Origin of the sequence: Terribacillus aidingensis (assembly GCF_040703035.1) — a bacterium.
In the GTDB taxonomy this organism is placed as follows: Bacteria; Bacillota; Bacilli; order Bacillales; family Amphibacillaceae; genus Terribacillus.
The window spans coordinates 2,080,438-2,107,420 of record NZ_CP159996.1 but is presented as its reverse complement, the minus strand read 5'-3'; the positions used below and the strand labels follow the sequence as shown (position 1 = coordinate 2,107,420).

General features: G+C 44.4%; 22 protein-coding genes and 4 other annotated features. Of the genes, 15 read left to right on the top strand and 7 right to left on the bottom strand.

Features of this window, described 5'->3' with window-relative positions; genetic code table 11:
* Window positions 1–23 precede the first annotated feature (23 nt).
* From clpX to yihA, 3 genes are all read left to right on the top strand, one after another.
* Complete coding sequence (gene clpX, locus ABXS78_RS11175; RefSeq protein ID WP_095222345.1) at window positions 24–1,301, top strand: ATP-dependent protease ATP-binding subunit ClpX; 1,278 nt, start codon at window positions 24–26, stop codon at window positions 1,299–1,301.
* Window positions 1,302–1,460: 159 nt separating this feature from the next.
* The gene (gene lon / locus ABXS78_RS11170) at window positions 1,461–3,794 is read left to right on the top strand and encodes an endopeptidase La (protein ID WP_366247291.1); all 2,334 of its coding nucleotides are present in this window, start codon (window positions 1,461–1,463) and stop codon (window positions 3,792–3,794) included.
* On the top strand, window positions 3,781–4,362 hold the full coding sequence (yihA, locus tag ABXS78_RS11165; RefSeq protein WP_366247290.1) for a ribosome biogenesis GTP-binding protein YihA/YsxC: 582 nt from the start codon (window positions 3,781–3,783) through the stop codon (window positions 4,360–4,362). The genes lon and yihA overlap by 14 nt, the downstream gene beginning before the upstream one ends.
* 31 nt (window positions 4,363–4,393) lie before the next feature.
* Here yihA and ABXS78_RS11160 read toward each other — a convergent pair whose 3' ends face one another.
* Window positions 4,394–4,876: a DUF5668 domain-containing protein gene (locus ABXS78_RS11160; RefSeq protein ID WP_366247289.1), complete on the bottom strand. Its 483-nt coding sequence runs from the start codon at window positions 4,874–4,876 to the stop codon at window positions 4,394–4,396.
* Between the two features lie 230 nt (window positions 4,877–5,106).
* Between ABXS78_RS11160 and hemA the strand changes: the two genes are divergently transcribed.
* The 8 genes from hemA (at window position 5,107) to ABXS78_RS11120 (ending at window position 14,887) form a co-directional block, all read left to right on the top strand.
* The gene (gene hemA / locus ABXS78_RS11155) at window positions 5,107–6,462 is read left to right on the top strand and encodes a glutamyl-tRNA reductase (RefSeq protein ID WP_095222349.1); all 1,356 of its coding nucleotides are present in this window, start codon (window positions 5,107–5,109) and stop codon (window positions 6,460–6,462) included.
* Between the two features lie 16 nt (window positions 6,463–6,478).
* Window positions 6,479–7,303, top strand: coding sequence for a cytochrome c biogenesis protein CcsA (gene ccsA / locus ABXS78_RS11150; protein WP_366247288.1), 825 nt, complete (start codon window positions 6,479–6,481; stop codon window positions 7,301–7,303).
* A 26-nt stretch (window positions 7,304–7,329) separates the two neighbouring features.
* The gene (hemC, locus tag ABXS78_RS11145; RefSeq protein ID WP_095222351.1) at window positions 7,330–8,262 is read left to right on the top strand and encodes a hydroxymethylbilane synthase; all 933 of its coding nucleotides are present in this window, start codon (window positions 7,330–7,332) and stop codon (window positions 8,260–8,262) included.
* Window positions 8,259–9,044 (top strand): uroporphyrinogen-III synthase, encoded by a 786-nt coding sequence (locus ABXS78_RS11140; RefSeq protein WP_366247287.1) that lies wholly within the window; start codon window positions 8,259–8,261, stop codon window positions 9,042–9,044. The genes hemC and ABXS78_RS11140 overlap by 4 nt, the downstream gene beginning before the upstream one ends.
* Window positions 9,041–10,024 carry a porphobilinogen synthase gene (hemB, locus tag ABXS78_RS11135; RefSeq protein WP_095222353.1) on the top strand — a complete coding sequence of 328 codons (984 nt, stop codon included), beginning with the start codon at window positions 9,041–9,043 and terminating at the stop codon, window positions 10,022–10,024. The genes ABXS78_RS11140 and hemB overlap by 4 nt, the downstream gene beginning before the upstream one ends.
* A 16-nt stretch (window positions 10,025–10,040) precedes the next feature.
* Window positions 10,041–11,333, top strand: a complete 1,293-nt coding sequence (hemL, locus tag ABXS78_RS11130; protein ID WP_366247286.1) for a glutamate-1-semialdehyde 2,1-aminomutase — start codon at window positions 10,041–10,043, stop codon at window positions 11,331–11,333.
* 129 nt (window positions 11,334–11,462) lie between these two features.
* Complete coding sequence (locus tag ABXS78_RS11125; RefSeq protein ID WP_366247285.1) at window positions 11,463–13,850, top strand: LysM peptidoglycan-binding domain-containing protein; 2,388 nt, start codon at window positions 11,463–11,465, stop codon at window positions 13,848–13,850.
* Window positions 13,851–13,873: 23 nt separating this feature from the next.
* A complete protein-coding gene (locus tag ABXS78_RS11120; RefSeq protein WP_366247284.1) occupies window positions 13,874–14,887 on the top strand; it encodes a hypothetical protein in 1,014 nt (337 codons plus the stop codon).
* Here the strand turns inward: ABXS78_RS11120 and ABXS78_RS11115 are convergent, their stop codons facing one another.
* Window positions 14,888–15,076 (bottom strand): hypothetical protein, encoded by a 189-nt coding sequence (locus tag ABXS78_RS11115; RefSeq protein ID WP_095222360.1) that lies wholly within the window; start codon window positions 15,074–15,076, stop codon window positions 14,888–14,890.
* Window positions 15,077–15,198: 122 nt separating this feature from the next.
* Window positions 15,199–15,441: a binding site (T-box leader), on the top strand.
* A 51-nt stretch (window positions 15,442–15,492) separates the two neighbouring features.
* On the opposite strand from ABXS78_RS11115, the gene ABXS78_RS11110 reads away from it, so the two are divergent.
* Together ABXS78_RS11110 and ABXS78_RS11105 are read left to right on the top strand one after the other, a co-directional pair.
* Window positions 15,493–18,147 carry a valine--tRNA ligase gene (locus ABXS78_RS11110; protein ID WP_366249926.1) on the top strand — a complete coding sequence of 885 codons (2,655 nt, stop codon included), beginning with the start codon at window positions 15,493–15,495 and terminating at the stop codon, window positions 18,145–18,147.
* 63 nt (window positions 18,148–18,210) lie between these two features.
* Window positions 18,211–18,777: a GNAT family protein gene (locus tag ABXS78_RS11105; RefSeq protein ID WP_095222361.1), complete on the top strand. Its 567-nt coding sequence runs from the start codon at window positions 18,211–18,213 to the stop codon at window positions 18,775–18,777.
* 163 nt (window positions 18,778–18,940) lie between these two features.
* Here the strand turns inward: ABXS78_RS11105 and ABXS78_RS11100 are convergent, their stop codons facing one another.
* The 5 genes from ABXS78_RS11100 to ABXS78_RS11080 all read right to left on the bottom strand — a co-directional run bounded on the left by ABXS78_RS11100 (window position 18,941) and on the right by ABXS78_RS11080 (window position 23,085).
* The gene (locus tag ABXS78_RS11100) at window positions 18,941–19,840 is read right to left on the bottom strand and encodes a glycine betaine ABC transporter substrate-binding protein (protein WP_366247283.1); all 900 of its coding nucleotides are present in this window, start codon (window positions 19,838–19,840) and stop codon (window positions 18,941–18,943) included.
* Between the two features lie 19 nt (window positions 19,841–19,859).
* Window positions 19,860–20,609 carry an ABC transporter permease gene (locus ABXS78_RS11095; RefSeq protein ID WP_366247282.1) on the bottom strand — a complete coding sequence of 250 codons (750 nt, stop codon included), beginning with the start codon at window positions 20,607–20,609 and terminating at the stop codon, window positions 19,860–19,862.
* 13 nt (window positions 20,610–20,622) lie between these two features.
* Window positions 20,623–21,594, bottom strand: a complete 972-nt coding sequence (locus tag ABXS78_RS11090; protein ID WP_366247281.1) for an ABC transporter ATP-binding protein — start codon at window positions 21,592–21,594, stop codon at window positions 20,623–20,625.
* Window positions 21,595–21,607: 13 nt separating this feature from the next.
* The gene (locus ABXS78_RS11085) at window positions 21,608–22,261 is read right to left on the bottom strand and encodes an ABC transporter permease (RefSeq protein ID WP_095222366.1); all 654 of its coding nucleotides are present in this window, start codon (window positions 22,259–22,261) and stop codon (window positions 21,608–21,610) included.
* Between the two features lie 323 nt (window positions 22,262–22,584).
* Window positions 22,585–23,085 carry a CarD family transcriptional regulator gene (locus tag ABXS78_RS11080; RefSeq protein WP_366247280.1) on the bottom strand — a complete coding sequence of 167 codons (501 nt, stop codon included), beginning with the start codon at window positions 23,083–23,085 and terminating at the stop codon, window positions 22,585–22,587.
* A 271-nt stretch (window positions 23,086–23,356) separates the two neighbouring features.
* Window positions 23,357–23,582: a binding site (T-box leader), on the top strand.
* 45 nt (window positions 23,583–23,627) lie between these two features.
* Window positions 23,628–23,853, top strand: a binding site (T-box leader).
* Between the two features lie 40 nt (window positions 23,854–23,893).
* Window positions 23,894–24,118, top strand: a binding site (T-box leader).
* Between the two features lie 123 nt (window positions 24,119–24,241).
* On the opposite strand from ABXS78_RS11080, the gene ABXS78_RS11075 reads away from it, so the two are divergent.
* On the top strand, window positions 24,242–25,606 hold the full coding sequence (locus ABXS78_RS11075; protein WP_366247279.1) for an amino acid permease: 1,365 nt from the start codon (window positions 24,242–24,244) through the stop codon (window positions 25,604–25,606).
* 290 nt (window positions 25,607–25,896) lie between these two features.
* Window positions 25,897–26,958: an iron-siderophore ABC transporter substrate-binding protein gene (locus tag ABXS78_RS11070; protein WP_366247278.1), complete on the top strand. Its 1,062-nt coding sequence runs from the start codon at window positions 25,897–25,899 to the stop codon at window positions 26,956–26,958.
* Window positions 26,959–26,983 lie beyond the last annotated feature (25 nt).

The following is a 26,983-nucleotide window of genomic DNA, read 5'->3' as shown; positions in this document are numbered from 1 at the left end:
TATTACATTCGAGGGGTGAAATGATGTTTAAATTTAATGAAGAAAAAGGGCAGCTTAAATGCTCCTTCTGCGGCAAAAGCCAAGACCAAGTACGTAAATTAGTAGCCGGACCAGGCGTCTATATATGTGATGAGTGCATCGATTTGTGCACTGAAATCGTGGAAGAAGAACTTGGAAACGAAGAAGAAGTTGAGTTCAAAGAAATTCCGAAGCCACAGGAAATCCGCGATATCCTAAACGATTACGTCATCGGACAGGATAAAGCGAAGAAAAATCTTGCTGTAGCGGTTTACAACCACTACAAGCGTATCAATTCCGGTAAGAGTTCAGATGATGTGGAATTGTCTAAGAGTAATATTGCCATGATCGGACCGACTGGTAGTGGTAAGACATTACTAGCTCAAACATTGGCGCGTATCCTGAACGTACCATTCGCGATTGCGGATGCAACTTCTTTAACAGAAGCTGGTTATGTTGGGGAAGATGTAGAAAACATCTTGCTTAAATTGATTCAAGCTGCTGACTACGATGTTGAAAAAGCTGAAAAAGGTATCATCTACATTGATGAAATCGATAAAGTAGCACGTAAATCCGAAAACCCATCCATCACTCGTGATGTTTCCGGTGAAGGTGTGCAGCAGGCACTTCTTAAAATCCTGGAAGGTACGGTGGCAAGCGTTCCGCCACAAGGCGGCCGTAAGCATCCGCATCAAGAATTCATCCAAATTGATACGACTAATGTCCTATTCATCTGTGGTGGTGCCTTCGATGGAATCGAGCAAATCATCAAACGCCGTCTTGGCAACAAGGTTATCGGTTTTGGTGCTAATGAAGGCAACCAAACACTTGATAAAGGCGAGTATCTTTCCAAAGTATTGCCGGAGGATCTATTGAAATTCGGTTTGATTCCAGAGTTCATCGGCCGTCTGCCTGTTATCGGCAGCCTGGAGCCGCTTGATGAGGAAGCTTTGGTTGAAATTTTGACTAAACCTAAAAATGCATTGGTGAAACAATATCAGAAGCTCTTCCAGATGGACCAGGTTGAATTGGTTATCGAGGAAGATGCACTTAGTGAGATTGCCAAATTGGCTATCGAACGCAAAACTGGTGCACGGGGTCTGCGCTCCATCATGGAAGGTATCATGCTTGACGTTATGTATGAGCTTCCATCCCGTGATGATATCAAGCAATGCATCATAACAAAAGATACAGTACTGCTTGAGAATGGCCGTCCGAAGTTTGTACTGCATGATGGTACCGTAACAGATGAGAATCAGCAATCTCCGAAAGAGAGTGCATAATCTCTATCTGACAAGCAGATGATCATGTACAGCAAATCCCTTGTTACAGTTGGTGGCAAGGGATTTTTTTCTTGATTTTCACAAAGTATGGGTACAGTACTGTGGTTGTGTATATACTTTAAGAAGAACTGAAGAAGACAGACATTTGGAGGTGTCACGATGGAAAAAGAGAAGACACTGGTAACGCCTCTTTTACCCTTAAGGGGTTTGCTAATTTTTCCGACGATGGTTCTACATTTGGATGTAGGCAGGGAAAAATCCGTTCATGCATTGGAACGAGCGATGCTTGAAGGAGAAACAATCTTTTTGGCTGCGCAAAAAGAAGTGGATTTGGATGAACCTAAGAAAGAGGAAATCCATCATATAGGTACGGTAGCAAAAGTCAATCAGATGATGAAGCTTCCGAATGGGACGATGCGTGTATTGGTAGAAGGATTATACCGTGCTGAAATCATCCGCTTCCTGGAGGATGACAAGCAGTTCATGGTTGAAATCGAAGAAAGACCAGACATGCATGGTACGAAAAATGAGGAAGAAGCATTGATGCGTGCGCTTTTGGAGCAGTTTGAGCAATACATAAAGGTTTCAAAGAAAATTGGTCAAGAGACGTTTGCTACCTTGACGGATATTACGGAACCGGGACGCATGGCAGACATGATAACCTCTCATCTAACACTGCGATTGGATGACAAGCAGGAGATTCTTGAGATGCAAGATGTGAAAGAACGTTTGCGTCATATCATCACAATCATTACGAATGAGCGGGAAGTGCTGGATCTTGAGAAGAAAATCGGCCTCCGTGTCAAACAATCCGTTGAGAAGACGCAGAAGGAATATTATTTGCGCGAGCAAATGAAGGCGATTCAGAAGGAGCTTGGTGATCGTGATGGCAAGTCCGGAGAGATTGAGCAGTTCCGGGCTGATATCGAAGCCTCCGATATGACAGATCATATGAAGGAAGTCGCTGAAAAGGAATTGCGCCGCTATGAGCGTGTACCGCAGAGCTCTGCAGAAAGCTCTGTTATTCGCAACTATTTGGAATGGCTGATTGCTTTGCCTTGGAAGAAGCAGACAGAAGATAATCTGGATATTCCTCATGCTGAAGAGACACTGAACGAGGATCATTACGGACTGGATAAAGTGAAGGAACGGATATTGGAATATTTGGCCGTTCAAAAACTGACTAATTCCTTGAAAGGTCCGATTCTGTGCCTTGCTGGGCCTCCAGGGGTCGGGAAGACATCCTTGGCTACAAGCATTGCTAAAGCAATCAATCGGAAATTTGTCCGTATTTCATTGGGCGGCGTGCGAGATGAAGCGGAAATCCGGGGACATCGCCGGACATATGTCGGCGCGATGCCAGGACGAATTATGCAAGGCATGCGCCGGGCTGGAACGACGAATCCAATCTTTCTTCTTGATGAAATCGATAAGATGTCCAATGACTTCCGAGGCGATCCATCATCAGCTATGCTCGAAGTGCTTGATCCGGAACAAAACAGCTCCTTCAGTGATCATTTCATCGAAGAGACGTACGATCTTTCCAATGTCATGTTCATTGCAACAGCGAATAACTTAGGCTCAATTCCAGGACCGCTTCTAGACCGGATGGAGATCATCAGCATTGCTGGTTATACAGAAGTGGAAAAACTGCATATTGCCAAGGAACATCTGCTGCCGAAGCAGATCAAAGAAAATGGCTTGAAGAAAGGCAACATTCTCGTGAAGGATGAAGCACTGGAGCATATCGTCCGTCGTTATACAAGAGAAGCTGGGGTACGCGGTTTGGAGCGGCAGCTGGCAGCAGTTTGCCGTAAAGTTGCTCGTATCATCGTTTCCGAAGATAAGAAACGGGTGACAGTAAGCGCGAAGAAAGTGGAAGAATTGCTTGGACGTCCACGGTTCCGGTATGGTTTAATGGAAGAGGAGAATCAAGTTGGCGCAGCGACAGGTCTTGCTTATACGACTGCTGGCGGAGATACATTATCAATAGAAGTCTCCTTGTCTCCAGGTAAAGGGAAACTGACCCTTACCGGGAAGCTAGGCGATGTTATGAAGGAATCAGCTCAGGCTGCATTCAGCTATATCCGTTCCAATGCCGAAGAACTCGGCGTTGATCCATCGTTCCATGAGCACTATGATATCCATATCCATGTGCCGGAAGGAGCAACACCGAAGGATGGTCCATCTGCCGGTATTACGATTGCCACTGCCTTGACGAGTGCACTGACTGGCAGACCGGTACGGAAGGAAGTCGGGATGACAGGTGAAATCACCCTTCGCGGACGTGTCCTGCCGATCGGCGGACTGAAGGAGAAGAGCTTGAGTGCTCACCGGGCAGGTATTACAACAATCCTCTTCCCAGCTGATAATGACAGGGATTTGGAAGAGATACCGGATACAATCAAGCAAGACATGACGTTTATTAAAGTCAGCCATCTTGATGAGGTATTAAAATACGCATTGGTGGAAGATAAACATGAAAGTAACTGAAGCAGAAATAGTAATCAGCGCGGTATCGAAAAAGCAATATCCGGAGACACATATGCCGGAGATTGCTTTAGCAGGCCGCTCGAATGTAGGAAAATCATCTTTTATCAATAAGATGATCAACCGGAAGAACTTGGTCCGCACATCCCAGAAGCCGGGGAAGACGCAGACATTGAATTTTTATAAAATCAATGATCGCTTCCATTTCGTGGATGTGCCAGGCTATGGCTATGCCAAAGTCTCGAAGAAGGAACGTAATGCTTGGGGCAAAATGCTGGAGGAATACTTCACGGAGCGTGAAAACCTGAAGGCGGTTGTACTGCTTGTCGATATTCGGCATGAACCGACGAAGGATGATGTCACGATGTATGATTTCTTGAAGCATTATGAATTGCCGGTTATTGTAGTGGCAACGAAGCTGGATAAGATTCCGAAAGGGAAACGTGTACAGCATATCAAGCGGGCTGCAGATAAATTGCAGCTGTTACAAGAAGATATCATCCTTCCATTTTCCTCTGAAACAGGTGAAGGAAAAGAGGAAGCATGGGGAGTATTGAAACAATTCCTATGAAAAATAACCGTACAAGCCTAGGCTTGTACGGTTATTTTTTTCGGAAAAGAAGATAAGCACCAGCGAGGATGAGCAGAACAGGCCAATAATTACTAATAAAGCCTGCTGTCCTATCGAGCCATCCAAACCAGGCAGGCTGCTGAGGTGCTGCAATGGCAAAAACGCCGAGAGCAAGCAGCAAGATTGCCCATACATAACCTTTTTTCGTTTTAAGTGCCGAAATGAACAAAGCAGCGCCGGCTAAGAAGGGATAAGCTCCCCAACTATCGGTCCAGAAGCTGTAGTGCCTCAGTCCATGGAAATGAATACCCAAGCCTAGAATAAAGTATCCGGCGAATAAGTTTTTATGATCTTTCGTAAGATAAGCATGCAATAATAGTGCGGCGCCAATGATGATTAATAAAGTCGGCCACGAATAAAAGTCAACAAACAAGGGTACTCGTAACTGGCGTAACAGGAAATAAGCTCCGATTCCTAGTAAAAGGAATCCCGCAAAAGCGTTTTTCTTCGTCATAACATCTCTCCACATAATAATTATTATTAAATAAGATTAAATCGTTGATTATCATGACTAGCTGTGTTAACTTGTTATATGTACTTATGAAATCATTCACAAACATTCAAATAAACACACACTCTATCCTAACACAATTGTTTACGATTCTGTTCACAAATTTGAATAGGACAGAAATACCATAGTGTTATACTAGTAAGAGCGACAGGTTTTCAAGGGGGAAAAAGGGAATGTACATGTTAGTTGCTGGAATCAATTATCGCACAGCCCCGATTGAAATAAGAGAAAAACTAAGTTTCAAGGAAGAAGAGCTTGGCTTAGCGATGCAAGCACTCTCCAACCAGAAAAGCATGCTCGAGAACGTTATTGTTTCGACATGCAACCGTACGGAGATCTATGCAGTGGTCGACCAGATGCATACTGGCCGCTATTATATAAAGAAATTCTTGTCTGAATGGTTCGGCATCGAAAAAGACGAGATTGCATCTTATCTTACATTTCACGAGGACGAAAGAGCTGTGGAGCATCTGTTCAAGGTAGCAAGCGGACTGGACTCCATGGTTGTAGGGGAAACTCAGATCCTTGGTCAGCTGAAACGGGCTTTCCAAAAAGCACAGGAGCTGCATACATCCGGAACGATTTATAATGAATTGTTCAAACAGGCTGTTACCGTAGCGAAACGTGCGCATACAGAGACAGGAATCGGAGAAAATGCTGTCTCTGTCAGCTATGCAGCGGTTGAGTTGTCCAAGAAGATCTTCGGTGATATCTCTTCTAAACGAATCGTCATCCTAGGCGCTGGTAAAATGGGGGAACTGGCTGCAAAGAATTTGCACGGTTCAGGCGTCAAAGATGTTACGGTAGTCAATCGGACGAAAGAAAAAGCAGAACAGCTGGCAGCTTTGTTCAATGGCAAAGCTGCTGGTTGGGATGAACTGGACAGTGCTTTGCATGATGCAGATATTGTCATCAGCTCTACTGGTGCACCAGGATATGTACTCGATAAGGAAATGCTTCAAGCCGTTCACAAGGAACGCAAAGGCCAGCCATTATTCTTAGTCGATATTGCTGTGCCGCGTGATATTAATCCAGACGTGGATGAATTGGAAAGCACGTTCTTATATGATATCGATGACTTGCAGGATGTTGTCGATGCAAACCTGGCTGCACGTCAGGAAGCGGTTGAGAAAATCGAAATCATGATCGAAGGCGGCATCGTAGATTTTAAAGTATGGCTGCAGACATTAGGTGTTGTACCAGTCATCTCTGAGCTTCGCCGTAAAGCAGCATCTATCCAGGCTGAGACTATGAAGAGTTTGGAACGGAAGCTGCCTGACCTTAGCGAACGTGATATGCGAGTGCTGAACAAGCATACGAAAAGTATCATCAATCAGCTGCTCAAACAGCCGATTACGCAGGCGAAAGAGCTTGCCGGCCGCGAGAACAGTGAAGAACTGATTCAGCAGTTCGCAGAGATCTTTGGAATCGAAAAAGCGGTGCTGGATAAACAGAATAATCTTATCAAACTGGAGCGCACAGAGTCACATAAGCTTCAGTCTGTCCCAAGTGCTTCCACAACCAGATAAAAAGAAGGGCTTATAGATGCAGGTACCCGCTTATCTTTACGAAATCATTTTACTTCTATATGCAGCCAGCATTTTCAGCTATTTTATCGATTTTATACAAAAGAATCGGAAGGCGAATGTTTTCGCCTTCCGTTTGCTTACTTTGGTATGGTTCTTCCAGAGCCTTTTTTTATTGCAGGAAATGATTGCACATGCCGGATTGCCGGTAAAGGACGTTTATGAAGGGTTATACTTCTATGCATGGGTCCTCGTGTCGCTTTCCTTATTCATCAACCGCATCTACAAAGTCGATTTTCTCACCTTCTTCTTGAATGTGGTCGGCTTTTTTATGATGTTATTATATATTGCAAGCTCAGCTTATGAGCGGCAATGGACGCAGACGATTCCTTTTATGGATGAAGTGCTGATCGCACATATTACGCTGGCTATTCTGGCGTATGGATTTTTCACCCTGTCCTTTGTCTTCGCTGTTATGTACTTATTTCAATTCCAGCTTCTGAAGCGGAAAAAAGGATATAGATGGTGGACAAGGCTTGGTGAATTGGGCAAGCTAGAAACATATATCTTCACTTCCATCACAATCGGGACGCCTTTATTATTGCTATCCATTGTGATGGGGATTGTATGGGCTTATACGACAACAGCCGTTTTCTATTGGTATGATTGGAAGACAATCGGTTCGCTGACGGTGCTTGCCGTCTATGCAGTTTATCTGTTCCTGCGTTTGGCAAGAGGTGTCAGAGGGAAAGGGCTGGCAATATATACTATTGCAGCCTTTCTGATCCTCATCATCAATTTCTTCTTGCTTAGCACGTATTCATCATTTCATTTTACTGGGTAAATCTGAAGTTCCTTAGGAGGAGAGCAATGCGAAAAATTATCGTTGGTTCAAGAAAAAGTAATTTGGCACTCACACAGACAAAGTGGGTTATCGAGCAATTGAAACAAGCTGGAGCGCCATATGAATTCGAAATCAAGAAAATCGAAACAAAGGGAGACAAAATCCTGGACGTTACACTTTCAAAGGTTGGAGGAAAAGGGTTGTTCGTCAAGGAAATAGAGCAAGCTATGTATGACGAGGAAATCGATATGGCCGTACATAGTATGAAGGATATGCCATCCGAGCTTCCTGTCGGTCTGACGATTGCAAGTGTTCCAGTTCGGGAGGACTACCGGGATGCATTTATTTCAAAGAATAACGTTTCCTTGAGAGAATTGCCGGAGGGTGCGATTGTCGGAACAAGCAGCCTGCGTCGCGCATCACAGATTCTTGCGATTCGACCGGATATAGAAATCAAACCAATACGCGGAAACATCGACACGCGCCTGAAAAAGCTAGAAAACGAAGATTTTGATGCAATTGTTCTAGCTGCTGCTGGTTTGAAGCGGATGGGATGGAGTGATGATATCGTTACTGAATTCCTTGAAACAGACCTTTGCCTGCCAGCTATCGGCCAAGGCGCACTTGCCATCGAGTGCCGTGATACAGATATGGAATTAATTGAGCTTTTGGCGAAGATCAACGATTCTTACACGCAGCAGACGGTAGCTGCTGAACGTACTTTCCTTTATTTGATGAATGGAAGCTGCCAAGTACCGATTGCCGGAGTAGCCCATATGGAAGAAGACGATGTTGTCTTGACAGCTTTGATAGCTTCTGCTGACGGGAAACAAGTATTCAAAGAAGAAGTGCGTGGAGCTGATCCACAGGAAGTCGGTAAGCTTGCCGCTGAAAGGATGCAGGAACAAGGCGCGCAGGACATCATCACCAAAGCGATTCAGGAGTCGGAATCCAATTGAGCCGGCTGCCGGCCGTGAAGGTGCTCGTAACGCGCCCGAAGCAGCAGGCTGTCCAATTAGCTGAACAGCTTGATCAAGCAGGCGCGAGACCAATTATGGTGCCTTTACTGACATTTCGAACGAGAACAAATACGGAAAATCAAATGCTTAGCCAGAAAGCTTATCGCTTTGACTGGCTGTTCTTCTCCAGCATGAATGGAGTAGAGCACTTCCATGCACTGGTGAGCAAGTATTCCAATATGGAGAACTGGAAGCATTGCCATATTGCTGCAGTCGGACAAAAGACTGCTGAGGCTGTAGAAAGAGTGCTTGGCAGGAAGGCAGATTTAGTACCGGCTGCTTATACTGCAGATTGCTTAGCGGAAACTTTCAGCGCAATATATGATCCTTCTAGCCGGATACTGCTGATACAAGGGAATTTATCAAGGCCGGCATTAGCAAACGGATTGAGACAGAATGGCTATGACTTCGAGAAAATGGTCGTCTATGATACGGTAGAAGAGAGATGTAACCAAGAGCTTCTGAATATGGTCCTGCAAAAGGACAAACCGGAAGTATTGACGTTTACAAGTCCATCGTCGATCAAGGCCTTTCTTTCTTTTATTTCCCAGCCTGAAGTGGAAAAGGATCAGTTGGATAAACCTTGTCTCGTTATTGGACCGACAACAGAGGAAGCTGCCAAGCGGCATGGCTTCCGGAATATTTTGCTGCCTGCTCAGTACACGGCAGAAGCAATGATCGATGCGTTATTACATTACTATGAACAAAGGACAGGTGAATGACAATGGCAGAATTCAAACGCCACCGCCGTTTGCGTACATCAGCTAACATGCGGGCATTAGTAAGAGAAACAGAAGTAACAGTGGATGACTTGATTTACCCAGTTTTCGTTGTTGAGGGCGAAAATGTACGTAATGAAGTTTCCTCCATGCCAGGTGTATTCCAGCTGTCTTTAGATAATTTATCAGCTGAAATGAAGGAAGTAAGCGAATTAGGCATCAAATCGGTGCTGTTTTTCGGTATACCTGCTGAAAAAGATGAAGTCGGAACTGGTGCTTTTCATGACCACGGCATCGTACAGCGTGCAATCAGCCAGACTAAACAGGAAGTCCCTGAGCTTCTTTTGATTGCTGATACTTGCCTTTGCGAATATACATCCCATGGACACTGCGGCATCGTGCATGACGGAATAATCGATAATGATGAATCATTAGGCTATTTAGTAGATACTGCAGTGAGCCAGGCAAAAGCAGGAGCTGATATCATTGCCCCTTCTAATATGATGGACGGCTATGTACAAGCCATCCGCAAGGGACTGGATGAAGCCGGCTTTACGAACATTCCGATTATGGCTTATTCTGTCAAATACGCCTCTGCTTTTTACGGTCCTTTCCGCGAAGCAGCTGAAGGCGCGCCGCAATTCGGGGACCGCAAAACGTATCAAATGGATCCTTCAAACAGAAGAGAAGCACTGCGCGAAGCAACATCTGATATCGAAGAAAATGCAGACTTCCTTATCGTGAAACCAGCTCTTGCTTACTTGGATATCATCCGTGATGTGCGTAATCAATTCAATGCTCCGATTGTTGCATACAATGTCAGCGGCGAATACAGCATGGTAAAAGCTGCTGCTTTGAACGGCTGGATCGATGAGAAAGCAATTGTTATGGAAAAAATGATCGGTATGAAACGTGCGGGTGCTGATTTGATCATGACTTACTTTGCGAAAGATGTGGCAAGATGGCTGAAGGAAGATAACTGAACGAGGAGGAATTCAGATGAAAAGCTTTGAAAAGTCGATAGCAGCATTCGAAGAAGCGAAACAGCATATGCCAGGCGGAGTTAACTCCCCGGTTCGTGCATTCCGTTCCGTAGGGATGGATCCTATTTTCATGGATAGCGGTAAGGGTTCAAAAATTACAGATATCGATGGCAATACGTACATCGACTATGTCCTAAGCTGGGGACCTCTCATTTTGGGACATGCCGATGACCGAGTTGTAGAAGGTCTGAAGAAAATCACGGAGAAAGGGACAAGCTTCGGTGCGCCGACTGTGATGGAGAACAAGATGGCAGCTTTGGTGAAAGAGCGGATTCCATCGATGGATATCGTTCGCATGGTCAACTCCGGTACAGAAGCGACAATGAGTGCCCTTCGTTTGGCACGTGGATTCACTGGACGTGACAAGATCCTGAAATTCGTCGGCAGCTATCATGGGCATGGAGATTCCCTCTTGATCAAAGCAGGTTCTGGTGTGGCGACACTAGGACTTCCTGATAGCCCAGGTGTACCGGAAACAATTGCCCGTAATACGATTACCGTACCGTACAATGATTTGGAAAGCGTTCAATATGCTTTTGAACAGTATGGAGATGATATTGCAGCTGTTATTGCTGAGCCAGTCTGCGGGAATATGGGTGTTGTCCCACCTCAGCCAGGATTCCTTGAAGGACTTCGTGATATCACAAAGCAGCATGGCGCTTTGCTCATTTTCGATGAAGTCATGACTGGTTTCCGAGTCGGCTATCATTCTGCGCAAGGTCACTTCGGCGTTGAACCAGACTTGACTTGCCTTGGTAAAATCATCGGCGGTGGTCTTCCTGTCGGTGCTTATGGCGGCCGTAAGGAAATCATGGATCGTGTTGCTCCAGCGGGTGATATTTACCAAGCAGGAACACTTTCAGGAAATCCGCTTGCGATGACTGCTGGTTACGAAACATTGGCAGCAATGGATAAAGCGGCGTATGAGCGCATCAATGCGCACGCTGACCGTCTTGCAGAAGGATACAAAGCAGCTGCAGAGGAATTCGGAATTCCGTTACAAGTGAATCGTGCCGGTTCGATGGTGGGTGTCTTCTTTACGGATACTCCTGTCATCAACTTTGACACAGCGAAGACATCCAATTTGGATCACTTCTCCACGTACTATCGGGAAATGATCGAAGCTGGCATCTTCCTGCCTCCTTCTCAATTCGAGGGGTTGTTCTTATCAGCTGCTCATACGGATGAAGATATTGAAGCTACAATCGAAGCAGCAAGACAGGCATTCAAGAAAATAGCAGCATCTTAAACGTAAAAGCCCAAGCATATGCTTGGGCTTTTTTTCATGAGGACAAAGGATTTTCTTTACATATGTGATTGGGCGTAAGCATAGGTTTTAGTACAGAGGAACGCTTAAATCTTGGAAGGAGGATTCCACATGTCTTCAAATGAGACAACACCTTTTATGTTTGATATACAAGAATCACTCAGTTTCCGTGCCGACGCACAGCTGCAAGATTTAATTGGAATCGCATTGGAGCCGGAGATCAGTATCCAGGAGTTTGAGCATGAAATTTCTGTTCGAGGTGTCATCGAACTTACAGGTGAATATTACCCTCTTCAGGAGGTTGTCGAAGGAAGTGCAGTCGCTGTCAGCCCTGGTACAAGAGAAATGGAAAACGTCGAGAAACAGGAAGCAGGAACGAATACATTTTATCATCGTTTCCCGGTTGAAATATCTGTTCCGAAAAATCGTATCAAGCAGCTGAATGACGTGTATGTCACAATTGACAACTTTGATTATGAAGTTCCTGGCAGTAATGTGCTTGAACTGCATGCGACGGTTGCCATTTACGGTGTCTTGGAAGAGAGAAGACAATCGCAGCCACAAGCACCGCAGCAGCCTTATTTCCCTCCTGCAGCATTCCCGCAAGGAGAACAGGCAAAATCTTATACAGACGAAATTGCAAATCAGATCGAAGCCCAAGCACGTGATGATCAGGAATATGAGCAGCAAGGCTATCAGTTTGCGAAAGAAGAACCAGCTGTAAGTAAGCTGGAAGAATCAACAGCAGATGCAAGAGAAGAACATGGTACGGAGGAGCCAGGGTATCAGTTCTCTCAAGATGTAAATGCAGCGGAAGAAGAGGTAGAAGTGAATCGAGAGGAAACAGAAGCAGATGTTTCCGCGGAACAGAAAATCGAGGAACAAGGGTATCAGTTCTCTCAAGAGGAGTATGCAGGGGAAGAAGAAATAGAAGTGAATCGAGAGGAAACAGAAGCAGATAGCAGTAACAATCAGGAGCCTGAGGTGCAAGGGTATAAGTTTGCTAAGGGAAATGTGGAGTCAACAGAGGTAGAAGCGCAAGCAGAAGCACGTGAAGAACAAAATGCTGAGGTGCAGAGCTACCAGTTTGCTCAGGAATATGTGGAGTCAACAGAGGTAGAAGCGCAAGCAGAAGCACGTGAGGAACAAGATATTGAGAAGCAGAGCTACCAATTTGCTCAAGAATATGTGGAGTCAACAGAGGTAGAAGCGCAAGCAGAAGCACGTGAGGAACAAGATATTGAGAAGCAGAGCTACCAATTTGCTCAAGAATATGTGGAGTCGACTGAGGTAGGAGCAAAAGCAGAAGCACGTGAGGAACAAGATATTGAGAAGCAGAGCTACCAGTTTGCTCAAGAATATGTGGAGTCGAAAGAGCCAGAAGCGCAAGCAGAGGCTCGTGAGGAAAAAGAAGCCAAAGCGCAGGGCTATGAGTTTTCTAAGGAATATACGGAAAATGAGATAGAAGCTGAATTAAGAGCAGAAACCCGCGATCAGAAGACAGAGGAGCAAAGCATCTCATTTGCACAGCATTATACAGAACAAACGCCATCACAGGCAGAAACAGTACTGGAGGCTTCAGCTGCTCCAGCAGATTATACAGAACATCGTCCTGCTGATGAGGAGGAACAGGAAGAACCTCAGGCTTATGCACAAGAGCGAGCACCTGCATCACCAAGGGTTAATATTCAAGCGGAGAGGACAGCTCCGCAATCACGCGAAGAAGCAGTCTATAAATCAGAAGAACAACAGTACGTACAAAATGACTATCAGATTCCAGCAGCTGGCAAGCTGCCAGAAGAATTCTTCGTGCTACCGGATGAGCTGGAGGATGCTTATCAAGCGGCTGATTTCCGACAGGCGCTTGATCAGGATGATGACGTATATTATCTGGATCGGGAACTGCCTCATGAAGAACCAGCCGAAGCACCGGATTTCACCTTTACGTATCAAGCAAAGCAACCAGAAGAAGCGCCTCCTGAGCCAATCAGATTCGAAGCACCTCCTCTTTTGACCCCAGAAGAGGATGACAGATGGAAATATAAAGAGACGAAGACATTCAGTGAGTTTTTCGGCAGTAAGCCAGTCGAGCCTACGGAAGTGCCGCAAGCAGATATAACTGCAGAAGAGATTGATACGGAAGAATCATACGAGGATGCTTATAACGACGTATCTCTGCAGTCAGTCCCAATCAATCAGGAACTGCAGCCGGAGGATTTGCAGGAAGTGGCTGAAGCAGACGAAGTGACAGAAACAAAAGAAGCAGCAGCCGAGCGCAGTGACAGCAGCAATTTCCTTGTCCACATGTTTGGTGCTAGGGAAGAAACATATACGAAGGTCCGTGTCTGCATCGTTCAGGAGCGGGACACATTGGAGAAGATTGCGAATCGATATGATGTGCCTGTCAGTACAATTGCCAGCTCCAATAATCTGGAGGAAGAAACAGTATCGGAAGGTCAGCTGCTAGTCATTCCGCAGCGTCGTCCAAGAAAGAATTAATAAAAATGAACGGGGTGTGCTAGATGGAAAATATCGATCGAATACTAGCTGCCTATGGCATCACGCCAGCCTCGGTTCAAGCTATTACCAGCCGCCTGTCTAAAGTGCAAACGCACCAGGCGGCTTTTGCTTTAAAAAGGTCATCCCTCCATCCGGAGCGGCTCGACCGCTGGCTGATGGTCGTCCAAGGCAAGCATAATTTTTATCGGGAAGGTGTTCCGCCGGTCTATCAAACATTGCAGGAGAATTTCTATGTGGTGGATGAAGGGGAAGTGTATTATCTGATGCCGTGGCTGGAGCGGCATCGAACAGATGAACCAGATCATCCTTATGAGATGCTGTTCACTACTCTTGGGAAGATACATGCCTCCTCCAGCAAACGGTATCCAATAGATTATGAAGCGTATGCATTGGCCATTCGGAAGCAAAAAGAAAAGCTCCAGCAGGACAGAGAGGAGCTGCTCGGTTTGGTGGAGCGTTTCGAATCCCAAACATACATGGGGGTTGTGCCCTTGCTCGTTTGCACGCATTATAAGGATTTGGAGCATGTGTCTGCAATGCTGGATAAATGGTATGACCATTATGATGCAGATCTTAAAGCAGATCCCGAGATGGAGCATAGTGTTTTGCATGGCAGCTTACGACCTTCCCATGTACAGGATGGCAGTCCGCTGCATTTGCTGAATTGGGAAAAGACCAAGCTCGGCAATCCTAGCTTGGACCTGGCTGCTTACTATAAGGAAGAATGGCGTTTCGTCGATAGCAATGTAATAAATGCACCATTTTATTTGCATACGTATGAAGAGCATCGGCAAATGAAAAAAAATGAAGAGAGCCTGTTCATGCTGCATTTGCTTCATCCGGGCCGGTATTTGCAGCAGGTCAGAGAGTATGTAAGTGCTCCGCAAAAGGCGGATACCCCTGCTGTCGTATTGGAATTGACCCAGACGCATCGGCAACTGATACAGGCTCTCCAGGCACAATCCTATTTTCAGGATCTGCGTGATCAGGAAGAACAGGAAGGCGCAGAGGCTTGATTAGATTGATTTTGTCTGGAAGCTGAAGTAAAGGGCAATCAAGCCGCCAAGTATAAGGATATCCAAAATCGATGGAAACAAGAGCGTTCTGATGAACTGGAAGACGATCAGTGGAATTACCGCCTTCTCGGTGACATTGACCCAATACTTGAGGAACCCCGGCATGTTGTTGCGGTTGAATTTACTCATTGTCATCCCTCCTATAAGCAGTATATGAACGGGAAAAGCTAGGCGTTTCCCCTTTTTTGAAAAAAATATGCCTCTTCATTGACTTTTTTACTGTCAAGTGGATACAATAAGCTATACATGATACAAATGCTTTGACAGGGAAGAGTATAGTGTAAGGGTCCATACTAGAGAGGGAAGCAAACTGGTGGAAGTTTCCCGGATACCTGCAGTAGAAGGTCGCCCTGTATGCAGCGACCCCGAATGTGACTTTTTAGTCAGTAGGGGGAGCCGGTGAAGAGCCGTTATCTCCCTCGAGTGTGCGACACGTATAAGTAGTGTCGTAAATGAAGGTGGTACCACGGAAACTAACCCTTTTCGTCCTTTTGGATGAGAAGGGTTTTTATATGTCACCAAAAGCATTGAAGGAGGAACCAGGCATGACAACAGACAAATCACAAGAAACGAACTCACTGCCATCCAAATACGATCCGGCCAGCATCGAAGCAGGCCGCTACCAATTCTGGCTTGATGGCAAATATTTCGAAGCAACCGGGGATGAAAGCAAAGAGCCATATTCAATCGTCATTCCGCCGCCAAACGTAACAGGTAAGCTGCACTTAGGGCACGCTTGGGATACAACATTACAAGATATCCTGACACGTATGAAACGTATGCAAGGCTATGATGTGCTTTGGCTTCCAGGAATGGACCATGCCGGTATCGCGACACAGGCAAAAGTAGATGCGAAACTGCGCGAACAGGGCATCAACCGCTACGATCTTGGCCGCGAAGGCTTCTTAGAGAAGAGCTGGGAATGGAAAGAAGAATATGCAAACTTCATCCGCAAGCAATGGTCGAAGATGGGACTTGGTCTTGACTATTCACGTGAGCGATTCACATTGGATGAAGGGTTATCTGAAGCAGTTAAGGAAGTATTCGTTACATTGTATGAAAAAGGTTTGCTTTACCGTGGCGAGTATATCATCAACTGGGATCCGGCAGCTAAAACGGCTCTTTCTGATATTGAAGTAATCCATAAGGACGTACAAGGACACTTCTATCATATGCGTTACCCGCTTGCTGATGGAACAGGACATATCGAAATAGCGACTACTCGTCCAGAAACATTCCTAGGGGATACGGCAGTAGCTGTACATCCGGATGATGAGCGCTACCAGCACTTGATCGGTAAAACGGTCATCCTGCCGGAAGTAAATCGTGAAATTCCGATTGTGGCCGATGATTATGTTGACATGGAATTCGGTTCCGGAGCTGTGAAAATCACTCCTGCGCATGACCCGAATGACTTTGAAGTAGGTAACCGCCACAATCTTGAACGCATCCTTGTTATGAATGAGGATGGCAGCATGAATGAAAATGCTGGAAAATATAATGGCTTAGATCGTTTTGAAGCACGTAAGCAAATCGTGAAGGATCTGCAGGAACAAGGCATCCTATTCAAAATCGAAGATCATATGCATAGCGTTGGTCATTCCGAGCGCAGCGGTGCAGTGGTAGAACCTTATCTATCCACACAATGGTTCGTAAACATGGAGCCGTTAGCGAAACAAGCTTTGGAATTGCAAGCAGGCGAAGACAAAATCAACTTCGTACCAGAACGATTCGAAAGAACCTATTCATACTGGATGGAAAACATCCGTGACTGGTGTGTTTCCCGTCAGCTATGGTGGGGACATCGTATTCCGGCTTGGTATCATAAAGAAACAGGCGAAGTGTATGTTGGCAAAGAAGCGCCAGCAGACATCGAGAACTGGGAGCAAGATCAAGACGTACTTGATACATGGTTCTCTTCCGCATTATGGCCGTTTTCCACAATGGATTGGCCGAACACGGAAGCAGCTGATTTTAAACGCTACTTCCCGACTGATGTACTCGTAACAGGATATGATATCATTGCCTTCTGGGTAAGCCGGATGATCTTCCAATCCAAAGAGTTCACAGGCGAACGTCCATTCAAGGATGTACTCATTCACGGTCTTGTACGTGACGGAGAAGGTCGTAAGATGAGTAAATCACTTGGCAACGGTGTTGATCCGATGGATGTTATCGAGAAGTATGGTGCAGACTCCTTGCGCTACTTCCTATCTACTGGTTCATCACCAGGTCAGGATCTGCGCTTCCAGTGGGAGAAAGTTGAGTCTACTTGGAACTTTGCCAACAAAATCTGGAACGCTTCCCGATTCGCTTTGATGAATATGGAAGGCTTACAGTACAGCGACATTGATTTGTCCAAAGAGAAGAGTCTTGCAGATAAATGGATTCTTACTCGCCTGAACGAAACAATTGAAGCTGTCACATATAATGCAGAGAAATATGAATTCGGAGAAGCTGGACGTCATTTGTACAACTTCATCTGGGATGATGTATGTGACTGGTATATCGAAATGGCGAAGCTTCCGCTGTATGGCGAAGATGAGGCTGCGAAGCAAATGACACGTTCTGTGCTTGCACATGTACTGGATCAGACAATGCGCATGCTGCATCCATTCATGCCATTCATTACTGAGGAAATCTGGCAGCAGCTTCCGCATGAAGGGGAATCCATCACGGTTGCTGCTTGGCCGACAGTCAACAAAGATTTGCATGATGAACAAGCAGCAGAAGAGATGAAACGTTTGGTTAGCATCATCCGCTCTGTTCGTAACATCCGTGCAGAAGTGGATACACCGATGTCCAAACAAATCCAGCTGCTTATCCAAGCAGAAGACAATACAATCGAAGCAGAACTTAAGGCGCAGCAGCACTATATCGAACGCTTCTGTAATCCAAGTGAGCTGACGATTGCAACAAGTATTCAAGCACCAGATAAAGCGATGTCAGCTGTTCTTACTGGCGTAGAGCTTTACTTGCCGCTTGAAGGCTTGATCGATATCTCTAAAGAAATCGAACGCTTGGAGAAAGAACTCGACAAATGGACAAAAGAAGTCGATCGTGTTGTGAAGAAGCTTTCCAACCAAGGCTTCATCAGCAAGGCACCAGAAAAGATCGTCGAAGAGGAACGTGCTAAGCAAGCAGATTATGAAGATAAACGCGCACGCGTACAGCAGCGCATCAACGAACTAAAAGGCTAAACACACCACAAGACGCACTAGAATTTTGCTAGTGCGTCTTTTTTACATAAGGAGAGGAATACAATGCTGACATTCCAGAAGCTAGAAACCGAACGGATAGTATTGGATGAAGTGAAGATGCAGGATGCTCCATACGTATTTGCTGCTTTGTCCGACCGCAGTGTAACGAAGTTCTACGGCATGGAGCCGCTCCAATCCATTGAAGAAGCAGAGCGGGTTATTTCCTCTTTCCGATGCGGCTTGCAAGAGGGACGGGTAATTCGGTGGGGCATGTATTGTAAGGAAGCAGGACGATTTCTTGGAACAATCGGTCTGCATCAAGTAAACCGCAGCAACCGACGAGCGGAAATCGGGTACGAATTGCATCCGGACCATTGGAAGAAAGGATTTGCTAGTGAAGCAATGAAAGCAGTTCTGGGTTATTGCTTTGAACAACTCGACCTGCTGCGTGTTGGGGCTATGGTCTACCCAGAGAATACGGCATCAGCATCCCTTGTGGAGAAGCATGGTTTCAAGCGAGAAGGGCTTTTGCGCAGTTATTATTATCATGGTGGCAAAACGTATGATGCAACTGTATATGCACTGCTGCGAGAAGATTGGAAGAAAGCTCGGGATAGCTCTGCAAGCTAATATGCTTGTTTCAATAGATTTTTAAGTCAGGTTCTAATGTTTCGAATCTATGTGACAAATAGAAGTGTAAAAGGTCTGCGTTCTATACAGAACGCAGACCTTTTTGTTTTATCATTCACTTGTTTCAGTTGATATACATGTCAATGACACGCCGTACTTAATACTAGTCTTTGAGTAAATTATTCGCCTCAAGGAAGTCCTTGGCTACACGTTCTACACTTTTTTGTTCAATATCCACTTGATAGTTCAATTCCCGTAAGGAATCCGCGGTCAATGCATTCTGGAGCGGCTCAAGTAACTTTGTTAATTCGGGGTGCTCATCCAAAGTGTCTTGATTGATGGAGGCAGCCAGATTGTAAGACGGGAAGAATTCCTGATCATCTTCAAGAATCTTTAATTCTAGTGATTTGATTTGCGGATCGGTGGAAAACCCTTCGGTCACATCGATTTCATCATTATTAAGCGCGGAATAGTAAAGACCAATCTCCATTTCCCGGATGTTGGTATCAGGAACCTGGAAGCCGTAATGCTCCTCCAAACCCGGCATCCCATCCTGACGATTAGCGAATTCGGTTTCCATCCCAAAGCTGAGTTCATCTGGGTTATCCTTCACATAAGCAGCCAAATCACTGATTGTATCAATGCCCAGCTCATCCGCTTTCTCTTGTTTCATTGCCAGTACATAGACGTTATTGGCATCGGTCAAGTTTGTCCAGGCTACACCGTTTTCCTTATCCAGCTCTTGAATGGTTTTCATCGCTTCATTTTTATCGACGACCGGATCCACACCTAGATAGGATACTAGCGCAGTACCTACATATTCCCAAGTCATATCTACTTGCTGCGTTTCAATTGCTTGGCGCATCGCTGAAGAACCGAGATTCTGGATTTCTTCCACGTTATACCCGTTATCCTCCAATATGAAGGTTGTCATCTTGGCTAGAAGCAGCTGCTCGGTAAAGGTCTTAGCTCCGACAGTGATATTTTTCCCGCCGGGACTACAGGAGCTTAGAACAAGCAATAAAGCTGCTAATAAGGCAAATAGGGATAATCGTTTTTTCATAAACTCTGGTATCCTTTCTTTACGCATTTTGTGCTTTTTTGGCTAGACGGAGACCTTTTGGGACCAAAGCAAATTGCAGCCATTTGAACAAGTAATCAATTAGGATGGCAAGCAAGGTGACAGGTACCGCTCCAGACATCAGGAAGGCATTGTCAAATAGACGGATACCAGTGAAAATCCACACGCCGAGACCTCCTGCACCGACTAAATAAGCAAGTGCAGCGGTTCCGATATTGATGACCAATGCTGTCCGTACGCCTGCAATAATCGAAGTGAGTGCATTCGGCAGCTCGATCTTCCAAAGGATTTGAGCATTTGTCAGACCCATCCCTTTTGCTGCATCGATCATGTCATCATTAACGGAATCCAGGCCAGCAATCGTATTCTGCAAAATTGGCAGCAGGGAATAAACGAAAAGGGCAACGACAGCTGCACTGATTCCAATCCCTAGAAAGCCCATAGCTAAGGCAAGCACTGCCAGACTCGGGATTGTTTGTCCAAGATTGGCAATTCCTACAATCAGCCATTCTGATTTGCGGAATTTAGGTCTGGTCACAAAAATACCTAGCGGTACTGCAAGCAGCACAGCGGCAGCACCAGAAAGCAGCACGATTGTGACATGCTCTCCAAGCAGACGTAAGAAGGTATCTGGCTGTTCAGCTATTTTGCTAAACATATTATTGGTGAAAGCCCACACAAAAAAGGCAATGAGCAGGGCCCAGAAGACAACCTTGATAATCAAGGCAATTGTTTTGTTTGTCCGTTCCATGATTACAGCCCCCTCAGACGCTCTCCTTGATCTCACGGTGCAGGAACTGCTCGATCAAGTCCAAAGTGATACTTCCTTTGCTTGTACCATTGTCAGTTTCTACAATCAGCTGATCTGCTTCTTGATTTAAAAGCTTCGATATAGCCACTCGCAAGGAGAGGTTCTCATTGATATTTTGAAAGTCAGGAGATTCAAAGACTGGTTTTAGTGACAAAGCGTTTGCCAAGTCTTTCACTGTGTATAGACTCATGCTTTTAAGCACACGGTCTTGCCCGACGAATTCAGCAACAAAGCTGTTGGCTGGTTTGTTCAGCATTTTGGCCGGCTCCGCGTATTGCATCATCTTGCCGCCTTTAAGCAGGGCGATTTTATCTGCCATCTTGACCGCTTCGTCAATGTCATGGCTGACAAACAGGATCGTTTTCTTTAGCTCTTTTTGAATTTGCAGGAATTCCTCTTGAAGATGGGTGCGGATAATCGGATCCAGTGCACCGAAAGGTTCATCCATCAACATGACCGGTGGATCGGCAGCTAATGCACGGGCTACACCAACACGCTGCTGCTGACCTCCGGAAAGCTCATGCGGAAATCGTTTGCGATATTGGTCAGGATTCAGACCGACCAGCTCCATTAATGTATTGAAACGGTCGCGCATCTTTTTGCGGTCCCAGCCGAGAAGGTTAGGAACAATCATGGCGTTATCCTCAATATTCATATTCGGAAACAAGCCATTCGATTGAATGACATAACCGATGTTCCGACGCATCTCTATTTTATTGGAATGTCGGACGCTCTTGCCATTGAGCATGATATCACCGTCTGTAATACTCTCCAGCTGGTTCACCATACGAAGTAAAGTTGTTTTACCGCAGCCGGAAGGACCTAGCATGATGACCAGTTCGCCTTGCTCAACTGTAAAATTCATATTTTCGATTGCTTTGACGTTGCCATTGTATATTTTTGTCACATCGTTGAAATGTATCATATTCTCACCCTTATTATTTTTTTACACCCTTTGGCGTAAATAGATTTTCGATCAAGCGCAAGAACAAATCAGCAATCAATGCCAAAACAGCAACCGCGATTGCACCTGCAAGGATCATTGTGTTATTGGTACGCAGAATCCCTTGATAGATGATGCCGCCAAGGCCTCCTGCGCCGATTAGCGTAGCAATGGCACCGACACCGATATTCAGTACCGTTGCAGTACGGATACCAGCCATGATCAAAGGCATGGCATTTGGGAGCTCTACCTTATAAAGGCGTTGAAAGGTTGTCAGACCAATCCCTTTTGCTGCATCGCGTATATCGGGATCGACATTGCTGATCGCAGTGTACGTATTCCGGATAATCGGCAGCTGTGAGTACAGTACAAGAGCGATAATAGCTGGCAACGTACCGATTCCTTCGTTGATGAGTGAAAGAACTGGAATCATGATTCCAAATAAAGCGAGACTTGGAATAGTCATCATGATAGAAGCAATTTGGAGAATGGTGGAGGCTGCGTATTTATTGACGGAACAATAAATACCTAATGGTACACCGATCACGATAGCGATGATAATTGCTAAACCAACAAGCTTGATGTGATCCCATGTGTATCCAAGTATAAATGTGAAATTACTGATGAAATATTCGATTAAAGCTGTAATGGGAGGGTACCTCCTGTTTTTTTTGTCATGCAGAAGTTCTTGTCAGACTTTTGCTATCAACTTATACCCAAATGAATGAGCATCCTAACATGAAAAAATAACCAGTATAAAGCTGGGATCAACGTATGGCACAAAGTATGGAGTAAAAAGGGGTAGCTTTTGAGGGTGGCTAGGCATCAGTTAAGAAGGCTGAAATTAAAAATTGCGCTAATACAAAGATATTCCGTATATTCGTTGATTAAAAAAGGACCTCCACGGATTATCCGTGGAGGTCCTTTTTAGTGATTTTAATGTAATTGAGGGAATTACATTGATACAAGATGTCACCTAAAATTAGGTGCATCAATATTAAAACGTTCTTCAACTAAAGTTTTTACATCAGAAGAGGCTTGATCATATGAAATATTCTTTATTTCTTGAATCTCTCCAATAAGAAACTCTTCTGCATTTTTATATACTTTTTTGTCTGATTGAGATAAACGACCATCTGTTGTATGGAAGTGCATTAGATCTCTTATTATCTGACTGATTTCTAACGTAGTACCTAATTTCATCTTACTGTCCAAGACTTTAGATCGTTCACTTACTGAAGAAGGCAAAGGAACACCATTGTCATAGAAATCTAATTTTACTTGCTCTAATTGTTCTAAAGAAATGATTGGGCGTAGACCATTCTGGTTTTCGCTTTGACTCGGTACAAACACATGTAACTTTTTATAAGGAAAGAATATCTTGAAATATTCTCTTTCCCTCATAAATTCTGTTGATTCTATGGTCCCTGTTCCGTGAAAAGGATAGAATACACTATCTCCGCCTTTAAGCAAATTAACAATCTCCCTTCAAAGATACTTCTATTATAACACAAACTGGTCCGGTGCATTTTTTGCTTGTAGGATTATTGTTTAGTGAGGTCATCTTTTCTATTCAAAATGTATTGGGAAGCTCAATGATTAAGCGGATAAAATCATACAAGGTAACTATTGCTGTTACGCTAATGAGTATTGTCTTTGGATTATATGTGAGCTGAATGAAATAAAATAACAAAAAAATGTTGATTTTTTGTAATGTTTCCTGTAGGATACTCATTATATTAATAATTGAGCGTTGAACGGATTACAGTAATGTGTGTTCTCCCTGTTAAAGAGAGCTGACGGTTGGTGCAAGTCAGTACAAAGAGCAGCATGAATTACAGTCCAGGAGCATCTTCTTCGAACCGGTTGGTGAGGGGAAGACGGTGAAGAGCCGTTATGATGAAATGAGAGATTGACATAGTAGCTGTGTCAATAATTAGGGTGGTACCGCGTAAAATCACGTCCCTGCTGATATACTTCAGCAGGGATTTTTTTGTTTTAAAAGCTAAATATAATGATAAGTGATGAATGGATTGAAGTAGTGTATGTTCTCCCTGACACAGAGAGCTGACGGATGGTGCGAGTCAGTGCAAAGAACAGCATGAATTACGATCCAGGAGCTTTCTTCTTCGAACCGGTTGGCGATAAGAAGACGGTTTATAGCCGTTATGAGGAATGAGATATTGACATAGCGTATATGTCGATAATTAGGGTGGTACCGCGTAAAATCACGTCCCTGCTGATAAACTTCAGCAGGGATTTTTTGTTTTAAATAGCTAAATAACAAGCAATGAATGAATTGAAGTAGTGTATGTTCTCCCTGATACAGAGAGCTGACGGATGGTGCGAGTCAGTACAAAGAACAGCATGAATTACGATCCAGGAGCTTTCTTCTTCGAACCGGCTGGCGAGGGGAAGACGGTTTATAGCCGTTATCTTAAATGAGAGATTGATATAGTTAATATGTCGATAATTAGGGTGGTACCGCGTAAATCACGTCCCTGCTGATACATTTCAGCAGGGATTTTTTGTTTGGTTGGACAGTTAAGGAGGTGGTTAACCATGGATGATGATTATTATTATACAAAATTAATCAGAACAGGATTTGATATAGAAAGAGGAGAAGAAGATGAGTCAGAATGGTTTGCGGAAAGAGCTTTTACCTAGGCACGTACAGTTTTTAGCATTAGCGGGTATGATCGGTACCGGTATTTTCAAAGGAAGTGGTGAGACATTAGGGATTGCGGGACCTGGTGTAGTCGTTTCTTACTTGTTGGGCGGGGCCCTGCTGCTGATAGTTATGGTTGCTTTAGCTGAAATGGCCGTCGTGTATCCGAATCATAATGTGCAGCACTTAGTTCATAAGGCATTTGGTTTTCATATATCCTTTATCGTTGGATGGCTGTACTGGATTAACTGGACACTTGTCACGGTAGTAGAAATATTAGCGGCAGGCTCATTCTTGCAGTTTTGGTTTTCTGATACGCCGCTTTGGCTGTTAAGTGCAATCTGTGCAGCGCTTATCATTGGAATAAACAGCTTACAAGTTAAATTCTACGGAGAAATGGAATTTTGGTTTGCTAGTATTAAGATTATTGCTCTTGTACTATTTATACTATTAGGCGGTGCAGTGCTGCTAGGTTTGACGGATTTTGCCCCAGACACACCAACACAGCATCTATTCGGCCATGGCGGCTTCTTCCCGAATGGCATGCAAGGAGTATTTGCTGCCTGCTTGATAGTCATGTTTTCCTTCGGGGGATCTGAGTTAATCGGGGTAGCGATTTCTGAAACAAAAGATGTGAAGAAGGTATTGCCTAAAGTAATCAAAGGCGTCGTTTGGCGAGTATTGCTGTTTTACATTCTGCCAATTACAATCATTGCGGGACTAATTCCTTGGAACCAGGTCGCTGGAACAGAAAGTCCATTCATTCAAGTCATGGATGCTATCGGCATACCAGGCGTTGCGCACGTTATGAATTTCATACTTTTGACCGCAGTTCTATCTGCTGCTAACTCTGGTATGTTTGCCACTTCCAGAACGATGTTTTCACTGGCTGAAAAAGGTGAAGCACCAAAACTTTTAACGAAGACTTTAAAATCAGGTGCACCGATCAACGCTATATCTTTAAATGGTGTGCTATTGTTGGTAGGTGCAGGACTTGCTTATTTTGCGCCTGAAAGTATCATTGGAACGATGATGACAATTCCTGGCTTCACTATGCTGCTGCTATGGCTTAGTATTTGTGCAGCGCAGCTGAAATTGCGTCCAGAATATGCAGAAATGCCGCATTTCAGAATGAAGCTGTTTCCTGCGACGACAATTGTCGGGATTGCAGGGCTGGGAATCATTCTGATAGGTTCGACATTCAGTAAAGGGATTTCAGTAGGAACGGTTGTATGTTTTACAGCTTTAGCAGTTCTGACCGTATTGGCAGTAATTATGGGTCGGAAAAGAAGAGAAAAAGAAACCGAATTAAAAAATGCTCAATGAAATTAAATAGACAAGGCCGAAAGAGTCACTACAAGTGGCTCTTTTTTCAATGAATGAAAGCGGAAATTTATCAAGGTGAAAACATAATACGTCAATTTTCACCAAATAGTCTAAAAAGTAGTAAAAAAGCCTTGATTAATTAATATAACTAATTGTATATTGATAATGAGAACCAATATCAATTAGAAAGGGTTACCCATTACATACTGATTCTTGAAGAGAGTTCCTAACTTAAGCGATACAGTTCAGCACAAATAGATATCTTACATAAATAAGGGGAGAAATAACAAATGGTCAAAAAGCATAAATCGATATTAAAACTAGCAATCTTTTCTGCATTGTTCCTATTAGTACTTTCAGCGTGTTCAAGTCAGTCAAATACGGAGGAAAATTCTGAAGGAAGTAATTCATCCGGCGGAGATTCTGCTTCCACTGAAGGTTATCCGATCACGATTAAGCACGCTTTCGGGGAAACGGTTATCGAATCTAAGCCTGAGCGAGTAGCAACTGTTCAATGGGGTAACCAGGATGTTGCGCTTGCACTTGGTGTGGTGCCAGTAGGTTTTTCCGCAGCCAACTTCGGTGTGCAAGATGACAGCGGTCTCCTTCCTTGGACTGCCGAGAAATTAGAAGAATTAGGCGAAAGTGATCCTAATGTCTTTCAAGATACAGATGGACTGGATTTTGAGGCTATTGCAGACTCAGCTCCAGATGTCATTCTTGCGGCTTATTCAGGTTTGACAGAAGAGGATTATAATACATTAAGCGAAATTGCGCCTGTGGTTGCTTACCCGACTTCTCCTTGGACGACGTCTTGGCGTGATCAAGTTACGATGAACGCAAAAGGTATGGGAATGGAAGAAGAAGGCGAGCAGCTTATTGCTGATACCGAGAGTACAATTGAAGAAAAAGTAAATGAACATCCTGAAATCAAAGGTAAAAAAGTTGCTTGGGTCAACTTCACAGCAACAGATTTATCCGAGTTCCATCTATATACACCAGCTGATTCCCGAGTTGCTTTCTTAGAAGAGTTGGGAATGGAATATCCGGAAAGTATCTCTGAATTGATCGAAGATGATGCTGCCTACTCGCTAAACTTGAGTGCGGAGAATGCAGACGTCCTAAATGACGCAGATATCATAATTGGATACGGTGATGACAGTACGTACGAAGCAGTTAAAAATGATGCACGTCTAGGACAAATTAAAGCGATTCAAAACGGTTCTGTCGTATTTATCGCTAATAACTCCGATCTAGCAGCAGCGGGAACTCCAAATCCGCTTGCAATCGAGTATACCATCGATAATTATGTTACTCAGATCGATGATGCGTTAAGTAACAATGAACAGTAATGTAGCAAAAAGACCAGTGGGACAT

Excerpts from the sequence above, each read along its gene's own strand:
- hemL (WP_366247286.1), top strand. The coding sequence starts at position 10,041 with ATGAAAAGCTTTGAAAAGTCGATAGCAGCATTCGAAGAAGCGAAACAG.
- clpX (WP_095222345.1), top strand. The coding sequence starts at position 24 with ATGTTTAAATTTAATGAAGAAAAAGGGCAGCTTAAATGCTCCTTCTGC.
- ABXS78_RS11070 (WP_366247278.1), top strand. The coding sequence starts at position 25,897 with ATGGTCAAAAAGCATAAATCGATATTAAAACTAGCAATCTTTTCTGCA.
- hemA (WP_095222349.1), top strand. The coding sequence starts at position 5,107 with ATGTACATGTTAGTTGCTGGAATCAATTATCGCACAGCCCCGATTGAA.
- ABXS78_RS11075 (WP_366247279.1), top strand. The coding sequence starts at position 24,242 with ATGAGTCAGAATGGTTTGCGGAAAGAGCTTTTACCTAGGCACGTACAG.
- hemB (WP_095222353.1), top strand. The coding sequence starts at position 9,041 with ATGACAATGGCAGAATTCAAACGCCACCGCCGTTTGCGTACATCAGCT.
- lon (WP_366247291.1), top strand. The coding sequence starts at position 1,461 with ATGGAAAAAGAGAAGACACTGGTAACGCCTCTTTTACCCTTAAGGGGT.
- ABXS78_RS11090 (WP_366247281.1), bottom strand. The coding sequence starts at position 21,594 with ATGATACATTTCAACGATGTGACAAAAATATACAATGGCAACGTCAAA.
- ccsA (WP_366247288.1), top strand. The coding sequence starts at position 6,479 with ATGCAGGTACCCGCTTATCTTTACGAAATCATTTTACTTCTATATGCA.
- ABXS78_RS11160 (WP_366247289.1), bottom strand. The coding sequence starts at position 4,876 with ATGACGAAGAAAAACGCTTTTGCGGGATTCCTTTTACTAGGAATCGGA.
- hemC (WP_095222351.1), top strand. The coding sequence starts at position 7,330 with ATGCGAAAAATTATCGTTGGTTCAAGAAAAAGTAATTTGGCACTCACA.
- ABXS78_RS11095 (WP_366247282.1), bottom strand. The coding sequence starts at position 20,609 with ATGGAACGGACAAACAAAACAATTGCCTTGATTATCAAGGTTGTCTTC.
- ABXS78_RS11115 (WP_095222360.1), bottom strand. The coding sequence starts at position 15,076 with ATGAGTAAATTCAACCGCAACAACATGCCGGGGTTCCTCAAGTATTGG.
- ABXS78_RS11110 (WP_366249926.1), top strand. The coding sequence starts at position 15,493 with ATGACAACAGACAAATCACAAGAAACGAACTCACTGCCATCCAAATAC.
- ABXS78_RS11120 (WP_366247284.1), top strand. The coding sequence starts at position 13,874 with ATGGAAAATATCGATCGAATACTAGCTGCCTATGGCATCACGCCAGCC.
- ABXS78_RS11105 (WP_095222361.1), top strand. The coding sequence starts at position 18,211 with ATGCTGACATTCCAGAAGCTAGAAACCGAACGGATAGTATTGGATGAA.
- ABXS78_RS11125 (WP_366247285.1), top strand. The coding sequence starts at position 11,463 with ATGTCTTCAAATGAGACAACACCTTTTATGTTTGATATACAAGAATCA.
- yihA (WP_366247290.1), top strand. The coding sequence starts at position 3,781 with ATGAAAGTAACTGAAGCAGAAATAGTAATCAGCGCGGTATCGAAAAAG.
- ABXS78_RS11100 (WP_366247283.1), bottom strand. The coding sequence starts at position 19,840 with ATGAAAAAACGATTATCCCTATTTGCCTTATTAGCAGCTTTATTGCTT.